Here is a 10,000-nt window from a genome sequence, read left to right as displayed (position 1 = left end):
CCATCGCAAAGAAGTAACCACAATATTTTCGCAGCAACAACAGATAACCTGACCAACTGTTCTGATGGCTTTTGAGCAATTCAGGATAATACCGAACTGCTAAAGTCGCAGGTATGACATACCACAGCTCAGAAATGCGACTGACAGCGGCATAAACACCTGCAGCTTCAATATCAATCAGACGTTCGATCATAATCAGATCGATACGCAGATATACTACTGATAAAATACCTGATAACCACAACCAAGTGGAACGCCGCAATAACTCTTTACCATGTTGCCATTTAAACCAGGCCAGAGTCAGACGGCCAGACTCGGCATTGATGCTTTTACTGTATTCTTTGTAAATCTGATATTGCAACAGGCCTACTGCGACAAATTCCAGGCCAACAATCCAAAACAAAGCGCCAATGCCAAGGCCTAACCAGAGTACTGCTAATTTAGCTATAAGTCCCAAAATACCTAGACCGAGTTTGCTGTAGGCGAGGGTGCGGAACTGGCCTAAATAATTCTGATGGAATTCAAACAAAATAAAAGCGTTAAACAGCTGACCTACAAAAAGCATCGCAGCGCCGAGCTGGTAGGGGGTAAACTCTGTAGGCAAATACCAACTAAAACCAATAAACATCAGAGTAGCAAACACAAAACCAGCTATTAACCGAAGCCAGGTAGCGGTAAATAATATTTGCTGGCCTGTGAGCGTGTCAGGGGCAGATTGCACCGACTTTTGCACAAGATTATTTAAACCTAAATTGGCCAAGGGCGCTAAAAATGCACTCCAGGTCATAACAATAGAGTAGTAACCCGTCGCTTCAGGACCCAGCATTCGGGCAACAATAATAGTGATTAAAGCGCCGGCCCCCAGTTTAACTAATCGTTCACCTAATAAAGCAACTGCATTTGCTTTGGCTACTTTAACTAAGAACTTAACCACGTCGTTTCGCTTTATAACGTTTTATAGCCCGCGTAATGCGCCAAATATGCTGCAAAGTGTATGAATAAACACTGAATACTATCAGGAACAACAGAAGCATAATTAAATCCGGTACCATCAGGTATTCGCCGATGATACCTAAAGTTGCCAGCATGCAGGAGAATGAGCTAATCACTACCAGGGCCTGACGGGAATTCAAGCCAAGACGGAGGAATATATGGTGTAAGTGTTCGCGGTCGGCTAAAAATGGAGACTGACCTTTGCGGATCCTGCGTAGCATAATAGCCACCATATCCATCAGAGGCACCGCAATGACCCACAAGGCGGTGACAGGGCGGAAACTTGCAGTATCACTTTGAGTGCCTATGATCAATAACCAAATTACGGTAAGACCAATAAGCATACTGCCAGCGTCACCCATAAAAATTTTGCCTTTACCTTTACCAACGACGTCCAGGTTAAACAACAAGTAAGGAATAAGTGCAAAAACCAGAACCATAGGTAAAACCGCATGTTCTAGTTGCCCCCCCATCCCCATCATTAGTGTGACAGAAACAAAAGTAACACCACTGAGCATACCGGCTAAACCATCTATACCATCTATCATATTAAAAGCGTTGATTGCCGCTATGACAGCAATCAATGTGATAGGAATTCCCGCATAACCAAGAGTGACATCACCCAGTGAAAATAAATTACCTAAATTACCCAGGTGCAATTGCAGCCCATAGACCATGGCTGAACCAATCAACAGCTGTACACAAAGCCTCAATTTAACACTTAAGTCCATAAAATCATCAAATACTCCTAGTATGACAATAGTGCCGCCGCAGAGCAGATAGTAATAATGGATGTTTTCTGGCAAACCAAACCAGGCCAGCGTCAAACCCACGCCAATAAAGATGGAGATTCCGCCAATGAGTGGCACAGAGCCTACATGTTGTTTACGACCTGCAGGTTTATCTACCAATCCCACTTTGACAGACAATGGGATCAGAATGAATATGGCAGTTAACGTTAGAACGAAGGTAGTAATAAACAGCTGCAAATGTTCTGTCATGAGTTGTCCAACGGCTTGTTAGCCTGAAATAATGCGAACTGACTTTAGCGAAATTGGCCTGATTATAGGTGAAGAAATCAGGGCTGACTACGGCATGTCAGAGATAAAATTGAAAGGAATAACGACTTTGTCAGAAAATAATGCTCTAATTGTTATTTCTGTCACAATCTTTGTGACGGTATTGTATTTTGATTGATTTTTGTGCGGTTAATCAAGATGTTGGCGAACACTATTATTTTAACAGAGTTCAGGTTTTTACGGTTTTCTTCAACCTGGATCTGTGCTGTTAACACAGGAAACCCGCTGTGACTAAAGCAGTATTGATTATCACCAATATGGGGCCTAAACCCTCTGCGCCTTTCCAGGGCCAGTTTGTCACCAACCAGATGCTGGCGCTAAAAAAACGCCAGACAGTCAGCTATTTTTTTATGAGCTGGCATAATGACAGTCTGCTCAACCGACTGCTGAAATACCCCGTGCTGTTTTTACAGTTTCTCTGGTCTTATGTATTAAGCCGGAAAAGCTTTGACATCATTCATGTGCACTTTTTTTATCCAACGATCTGGCTGGCATTGGCTTATAAATGGTTACGTAAGCCTTCAGTTAAAATAGTAGTGACTTGTCATGGCAGTGATATTTATCACTATCAGCCTTTTAGTACCCTGTATCGCTGGTGCTGTGGCTTTGTCAATCAATGGATTTTTACAAGTGCAAAGTTGCAGGTGAAAGCTTGTACTGCAAGTCCTAAATCTGTGGTGTTATCCGCAGGTATAGCCCAGACCTATGCAGATGCCAAACTACTCAGCAGATCAGAAAAGGATATCGATTTGCTATACGTTGGCTATCTGGATAAAAACAAAGGGATGGACAGGTTAATAGCCATATTACCTGAGCTAAAAGATAAAACTCTTTGTGTGGTTGGCGCTGGGCCATATCTGGCGCAATTTGAACAGTTAAAGTCTCTTTATCCGAATTTACAGCTTCTGGCAGGCCAGAGTGCTGAACAGCTAAAACTTTTATACCAACGCAGTAAATGTTTTTTAAGTGTATCGCGTAACGAATCTTTTGGTCTGGTGATGACTGAAGCTATGGCCTGCTATACGCCCGTCATTGCTACTTTAACCGACGGCTCAGCTGAGCAGTTGGGGGCGGATTCATATTGGATCATTGAGCAATCAGACGAGCATTTGTTAGCGCAGCATTTGCTTAAAAAAATTCAGCAGCTATTAAGTTTATCAGACTCAGACTACACCGCATTGCAGCAGTCGGGGCACCAGTATGCAAGAGACTGTCTGGTAGACTCTGTCGCTGTGAAAATCCAACAATTGTACAACGCGCTATAAACAATTTTTTATGACAAGGGTAAATACAACCATGGCGATACAACCTGAAGTGGTACCAGTAGGTGGCATTGGGGTAATGGCGTTCAGTAATATGAATGAGCTGGTCAATTATGTGATTCAGGACGATGGCAGTGTTTTTTCCGGCTCTGCAATAGCCATGAACCCGGAAAAAGTCATAGCTGCTGGTAAAAATCCGGAGCTGATGGGCATTCTGAACAAAGCGGATATCCGCTATGCCGATGGTATGGGAGTGGTGAAAGTCATGCGGCGCAAATTGGGCCGTAAAGTAGAACGTATTCCTGGTTGTGAACTGTGGCAGGCGTTAATGGCAAAAGCTGCTGTGACTAAAACCCCGGTATTTTTAGTCGGAGCAAAACCTGCAGTGATGGCCGAGACAGTAGAAAAACTGACGGCTATGGGAGTCAATGTAGTGGATTCCCAGGATGGCTATTTTAAAGATGAAAGTGAACTGATTCGCCGCATAAGCCAGAGTGGAGCCCGTATTGTCACAGTTGCGATGGGCTCTCCGAAGCAAGAAGTGTTCATTGGCAAATGCCAACAGCAATTACCTAATGCCTATTATATGGGGGTAGGCGGTACCTATGATGTATTTACAGGGCATGTGCAAAGAGCGCCAGCCTTGTGGTGTAAATTGCATTTAGAGTGGGCTTACCGTTTATTATCACAACCGTCCCGTATCGGCCGGCAAAGTAATTTAGTGACCTATGCCTGGTTATATTTAACCAACAAACTCTGATTACACCCATTAGAAAAACAGAGAGACTTTATAGTGCAGCAACAGTCCGATTTACCTCTGATCAGCGTCTATATGCCCACCTTCAACAGAGTGGATATGGTGCAGCGTGCGATCCGCTCCGTATTGGCGCAGGATTATCCTCATCTTGAGCTTCTGGTTGTGGATGACGCCTCGACGGACACAACCTGGGATACCTTAAACCGGATTTACGCTGATGAACCTCGCGTTCGTTTATTTCGACAGGAGAAAGGGCAAGGCGCTTGTGCTGCACGTAATTTAGCAATAGCTGAGGCCAAAGGTGAGTTTGTTACTGGCCTGGATGACGATGACGAGTTTCTGCCCAACAGGCTAAGCTCTTTATTTCAGGCTTACGATGATCAGTACGCTTTTGTTTGTTCAAGCTACTTTTGGGATTACGGCACCATACGAAAACAACTCTATCCGGACGCCGCTATCGTGGGTTTAAAAGAGTTGTTGGATGTCCACTGTTTGTCGAATCAAGTTCTGGTAAAACGCAGTCGCATACTGGCTCAAGGTGGCTTTGACGTTCAGCTGGCGGCTTTTCAGGATTACGATATGTGGATCAGGCTGGTGGCTGCCTACGGTAAAGCTTTGCGTTTGGCAGAAGCGACTTATGTAGTGCATGTGGGTCATGAATTAGGCCGCATTACCACCTCACCTAAACGATTAGCGGCACAAAGCTATTTTGTCGAAAAACACCTGCCTTTGATGAACGAGCGGAACAAACAAAATCAGCAATTTTATCGGTTGGTGATGGAGCAACAGCAGCTTTCTTTGCCACGTTTGTTGTTTTTTTGCCGTTATGGCCTGTGGGCAACTAAAATCCGTTATTACCTGAAACAAAAATTACAATGGGCTATTAAGTTCCGGCAGCAGCTGCTAAGCAAAGGCATTAAAGGATTGTTCTCAAAAAAATGAACCAGAATCTGTTGACTCAGGCCAACTTTGTCAGTCTGAGCGCATTATTACTTAGGCGGTTTTGGCTGTTGTTACTTGCTGCAGCTGTATTAGGTGCCGCCACTCTTTATATAGTGCAATTGAGCACAGCTGATCGTTATCAGGCCTTTGCAGTCGTTAGTTTAACCGACTGGCAAACAGAACGTTTAACACGCAGGGATGATCCCGCGGATAAAAACCCTGCCAATGTAGGTGGTGCCTCAGCCGATGATATGTCCAGAGCTTTGGTCTGGTTAAAAGAGCCTGATTTTTTTCAGTCCCTATCCCGGGCTGCTACAGCTGAGCAATTAAGCGTCGAGCACAAAAGACGTGGTAATTTGGTCACCCTGAAGTGGACCAGCAACTCAGCACAAAATGCGCAGACTGAGCTTGAGTTAATTCTCAAACAATGGGATCAACTGTGGCGTCAACGTTTTATTCAGCAAAAACGACAAGAGTTGCGTTCGTTAGAGCAGCTTCAAAGCACTGATATAGTGAAACAAAAGCAAGAACAACTGCAATTCGAACTTGATTACGCTCAACAAGCTCAGCCTTTTGCATTGCAGCAATTACAAAGCCCCCAAATCCCTCAGACAAGCGAAAGTCCAGCCTTGTGGCTAATGTTGCTGTTTGGTGCTTGTTTGGGTTTTAGCTGTGCCTTTATTTTGTTGATGTTATGGCGGCTTTAATGCGACTTCAGGGCTTTTTCCAGCAGATCCAGTGGCTGGATAAACTCATTCTCATGCTATGTAGCTGCTATCTGTTAGTGGATGCCTGTAATGGCTTTTTACTCAATCAGTTGGGTCGCAGCTTTGGCCTGTCTGCTTTGTACAAAGTGATGATGTTGCTGTTGATGCTGCTCTCCTTAAGTCTGCGCACCGGCAAGACATTTTTGCTTTTTCCCGGACTTTTTGTGTTACTGCTGCCCGGGGCTTTTTATAGCTGGTTGCAACTGGGCGGATCTTTAGCTGCAGATCTGGGGTTACTACTTAAACTAATTTCGCCTGTTATCGCGTTTTACTATCTGCTGTCACTGGCAAAGCTGGATAGCCAGTTTGCCTTAAAGTTTCTGCATCAGGTTTTTGTGTTCAACTACGTCATAGTGCTGGTGAATTTTATACTGGGTGCTTTGGGCTATGGCTACACCTCATATTTGCCACAAGAACATCTGAGTAAAGTGGATTTAGGCAGTAAAGGTTTCTTTAATGCTGCGAATGAACTCTCTGTGGTGCTGCTGGTATTATCCGCCTGGCTGTTGCATTACTACTGGCAAAAGCAAAAGTTGATTTTTATTGCTGTGGCTGCGAGCTCCGTCTGGTGTGCCAGCTTAATGTTGACAAAAACCGGCTTATTGGGCTCTTTGATTTTAGTCTTGTTGATCCCGGTCACGCCTTGGTTGATCCGTTTGAACTGGTCGAAGCTGGCCTTGGTTGCGGCGTTGTTAGCGGTCATTACTGCCCTGGTGATTTGGCAAGCGCCGCTGCTGTTAGCTCAGTTGGGGTTAGCTGAAAAGTTGCAGCACATCTATCAGCAGCAAGGTCTGTTGGGGGTGCTGTTGTCATCACGTGATAAATACGCTGCTGAAATCTGGCAAGTGGTTAGTTTTTATTACAGTGACTTACATCGAGTGTTTGGAGTGGGGCTGATTGGCGTTTCAGAACATCTGTGGAAGTTTTGGGCTGAGTCTGATCCTTTTGATTTATATATTTTTTATGGTGTAGCAGGTCTATTGTTTTTCTTCTGGGTTTTTATAGGTTTTATTGCGCAGAACTTAAGACTGTGCCGGCTTTTTGCCTCTGATATTGCCGCCACTCTGGTGTTGCTCAATCTGTTGTTGCTGATGGTGTCCTGCATCGCTGGTCACGTGATCAGTTCTGGCATGTTGTGGCCTGTCTGGGGTTTTATTAACGCTGCAGCTTTGATCCAGTGCCAGTTACAGCAAAATCATCGGGAACCACAGCATGCTGCGCAGTGATTTTGTTCGAAAACTGCTGAACAATAGCCTGGCTCATGGCCTGAATTTCGGCTCACGCTGGTTATTAAACTTAGTAGTGGCCCGACAGCTGCTTGCCAGCGATTTTGGTGTCTTTAGTTATATTTACATGCTGGCGAATTTGTTTTTCCCAACCATAGCTTTTGGCGTTAGTTTTTATCTAATCCACTATTCTGCTAAACAGCAGCAAATCAGCCTTTTATTCAACAGCTTGGTATTAAGCTTTATTGTGTTTTTGCTGTTATGTGGCGCAGCTATCGGTATAGATTATTGGATTAACGACACTGTGCCTTATTACCTTTACCTGCTGAGTTTATTGATTGGTTTGATCTGGGCTATCAGTCAGGCGATATTTTGTTACCTCAAAGGCCGGCAGCAGTTTTTTGTTGAGGTGAAATCACAGTTTGTTGGCGCTCTGAGTTTACTGCTGGTTGTTGCGCTACTCTTTGCCGGAGTCATCACACAACTTGATGCCATGCTGGAAGCTGTGTTGGTGGCGAGTTTATTGCCAGTGGTGATGGGATTGAATGTGTTATGGCCTGAGTTAAAAGCAGGAGCAGGGCCTTATTTTAAAAACTTTTCCAGCTACTTTGGCTGGCAGGACATCCGGCATAGGCTGCATTTTGCTCTGCACGATGTGTTTGCCATTATTATGACCAATATTCCTTTTATTTTTCTGGCTTTATTCAGTACCTTGCTGGCTCTGGGGCAATTTCGCAAACTTTTCATTTTATTTATGCCTATTACCTTATTGCCTGTGATTTTTTCGCAGGTATTTTTAAGCAGGTTAAGTCGTTTAACTGACTTGCGGGCCAAACTAGGTTTTTTCCGTAAAGTTTTTGTCTTTACCTTACCTGTTTTATCCTTGCCTTATCTGTTGATGTGGCCCTTGGGTGACTGGTTGTATCAGCTGTCTTTTAACGAGGTTCTGGACCCTGACCATCTGCTGATGTTGCATTTGGTGCTGGCGACTTTATGGATCACTTTGCTGAAAACCTATTTTGAAGTACTGCTGACTTCGCTTGGTGCCAATCACTATAAAGCTATGTTGGTGACTTTAGCCGTAGTGTTAACTGCTTTGGCCTATTGCTGGTTTAATTACAGCCTGACAGTGGAATTAACAGCCTGGTTATTTTTAACTGGTAATCTGCTTATTACCTCTATGCTGGTGCTCACTTGTGTCTGGCAAATCAGACGTCAAGGCCGGATTTTGCAGGCTCTTTAATAAAAGAGCCAGTCTGGTTCAGACTGGCTCTTTCTTAGTAAGATCAGCTTAGTGTGCTGAGCGCAATGGGCCTACCACGTTGATCAGGCTGTTTTTACTAAAGTCCAAATCACCAAAACCTTTGTGGTTCACCAGAATGACGATAATGTCAGCTTTTAAACCTTGCTCAACAGACACCAATTCAACATTGGACGCCAGCTTATTGGTTTTTTCGACGTTAGGTTCAACAGCATAAATTTTACCCTGATAAGCTTGGGCTAAGTCGTTGACAATATGCAAAGCCGGGCTTTCACGTAGATCGTCAATGTCCGGCTTAAAGGCCAGACCAAAACAAGCAATCGAAGGTTTGTGCAGCGCATGGTTGGCCACAGTCGACAATATCTTCTGCAGTACCCATTGAGGTTTAAAATCATTGACTTCACGGGCAGTGCGGATCAGCTTGGCTTGCTCTGGTGCTGAATGCACAATAAACCAGGGGTCTACCGCAATACAGTGGCCACCTACACCAGCGCCTGGCGTCAGAATATTTACACGGGGGTGGCGGTTAGCCATTTTAATCAGTTCCCAGACATCGATATTCAGCTCATCACAGATCAGCGATAACTCGTTAGCAAAAGCTATATTGACGTCACGGAAGGCGTTTTCTGTCAGTTTTGACATTTCTGCGGTGCGGGCGTCAGAAATTAAACATTCGCCAGTGACAAAGGTCTGGTACAGAGCTTTGGCTTTCTCAGAACAGGCTGGGGTTAAACCGCCGACTATACGGTCGTTGGCAATCAGTTCATAGACAACACGGCCAGGCAACACACGCTCAGGGCAATAGGCCACGTGAATGTCTGGCTGCGAAGAGTCTGTGGGTACCGTTAAATCAGGACGGGCTTCACTGATCCACTGGCAGATTTTTTCTGTGGTGCCAACAGGACTAGTGGATTCCAGCACCACTAAATTGCCTTTAGCCAATACAGGGGCAATGGATTTTACCGCCGCTTCAACATAAGTTAAATCCGGTGACAAATCGTCAAAAAATGGCGTAGGCACAGCAATCATAAATGCATCTGCCGCCACAGGTTTGGTTTGCGCTGACAAATAACCTCCGGTAACTGCAGCATGCACCAACATATCTAGTTCCGGCTCGACTATATGAATTTTCCCCTGATTGATGGTATCGACAGCATGCTGGTTTACGTCAATACCAATCACGCGCAATTTGCGTGATGCCAACATGGCTGCCGTCGGCAGGCCTATATACCCCAAACCAATCACTGACACCGTTTTAAACATAACGAACTCCATTAACCTTGTTGGCTCTTGCTTTGTTGACATCTTATCACAGCACGCCAGAAAGCTTAGATAACGAAGAGCGGCTGTTGAAAAAATTTTTAATAAAATAACAGTGTTAGCTGAATGGTTGCTTAGTAACTCTGTGGTATCGTTGCACACCCGTCGTATTTGACGCTATTGCTTTGTCGACTGTGTGCTCTCGCTCCAGTCGCATAGGTGATATGCTCCTGAGGGCTCGCGCACTTGTCGCCTCACTGCAACATCAATTATGTAGGGTAGAAACAGCTACTGATACAGCTCAGTTCAAGGATCGGAAAGTGAAAGATTTTTTAGAACCCTTTTTATACCCGCAGAATATATTCCTCTGGTTGTTTTTTTTCGCCTGCCTGTATTATCGCCGCAAAGGTCTGTGGCTCTTGCTGATTTGGTTTTATTTAACAGGCAATACAC

General features: G+C 44.6%; 9 protein-coding genes. 6 read left to right on the top strand and 3 right to left on the bottom strand.

Features of this window, described 5'->3' with window-relative positions:
- Both LDL40_RS07770 and wecA read right to left on the bottom strand, forming a co-directional pair.
- Window positions 1–934, bottom strand: a 934-nt coding sequence (locus LDL40_RS07770) for an oligosaccharide flippase family protein (protein WP_300994694.1), incomplete at its 3' end; no start/stop codon positions are given.
- Window positions 927–1,994 carry a UDP-N-acetylglucosamine--undecaprenyl-phosphate N-acetylglucosaminephosphotransferase gene (wecA, locus tag LDL40_RS07765; RefSeq protein ID WP_300994693.1) on the bottom strand — a complete coding sequence of 356 codons (1,068 nt, stop codon included), beginning with the start codon at window positions 1,992–1,994 and terminating at the stop codon, window positions 927–929. The genes wecA and LDL40_RS07770, both read right to left, overlap by 8 nt.
- Before the next feature lie 305 nt (window positions 1,995–2,299).
- Here wecA and LDL40_RS07760 point away from each other — a divergent pair, with 305 nt between their 5' ends.
- From LDL40_RS07760 to LDL40_RS07735, 6 genes are read left to right on the top strand one after another with little or no spacing between them, the layout of a single operon-like run.
- Complete coding sequence (locus LDL40_RS07760; protein ID WP_300994692.1) at window positions 2,300–3,337, top strand: glycosyltransferase family 4 protein; 1,038 nt, start codon at window positions 2,300–2,302, stop codon at window positions 3,335–3,337.
- A 31-nt stretch (window positions 3,338–3,368) separates the two neighbouring features.
- Window positions 3,369–4,094, top strand: coding sequence for a WecB/TagA/CpsF family glycosyltransferase (locus LDL40_RS07755; protein WP_300994691.1), 726 nt, complete (start codon window positions 3,369–3,371; stop codon window positions 4,092–4,094).
- 33 nt (window positions 4,095–4,127) lie between these two features.
- Complete coding sequence (locus tag LDL40_RS07750) at window positions 4,128–5,033, top strand: glycosyltransferase (protein ID WP_300994690.1); 906 nt, start codon at window positions 4,128–4,130, stop codon at window positions 5,031–5,033.
- The gene (locus tag LDL40_RS07745) at window positions 5,030–5,740 is read left to right on the top strand and encodes a hypothetical protein (RefSeq protein WP_300994689.1); all 711 of its coding nucleotides are present in this window, start codon (window positions 5,030–5,032) and stop codon (window positions 5,738–5,740) included. Before LDL40_RS07750 ends, LDL40_RS07745 begins: the two co-directional genes overlap by 4 nt.
- Entirely contained in the window at window positions 5,740–7,026 is a 1,287-nt protein-coding gene (locus tag LDL40_RS07740; protein ID WP_300994688.1) for an O-antigen ligase family protein, read from the top strand. Before LDL40_RS07745 ends, LDL40_RS07740 begins: the two co-directional genes overlap by 1 nt.
- Window positions 7,013–8,269 (top strand): lipopolysaccharide biosynthesis protein, encoded by a 1,257-nt coding sequence (locus tag LDL40_RS07735; protein ID WP_300994687.1) that lies wholly within the window; start codon window positions 7,013–7,015, stop codon window positions 8,267–8,269. The genes LDL40_RS07740 and LDL40_RS07735 overlap by 14 nt, the downstream gene beginning before the upstream one ends.
- Before the next feature lie 48 nt (window positions 8,270–8,317).
- On the opposite strand, the gene wecC is transcribed toward LDL40_RS07735, so the two are convergent.
- Window positions 8,318–9,550, bottom strand: a complete 1,233-nt coding sequence (gene wecC, locus LDL40_RS07730) for a UDP-N-acetyl-D-mannosamine dehydrogenase (RefSeq protein WP_300994686.1) — start codon at window positions 9,548–9,550, stop codon at window positions 8,318–8,320.
- Window positions 9,551–10,000 lie beyond the last annotated feature (450 nt).

The organism is Rheinheimera sp., assembly GCF_020217005.1.
In the GTDB taxonomy this organism is placed as follows: domain Bacteria; phylum Pseudomonadota; class Gammaproteobacteria; order Enterobacterales; family Alteromonadaceae; genus Pararheinheimera.
This window is presented reverse-complemented; position numbering and strand designations above follow the sequence as displayed.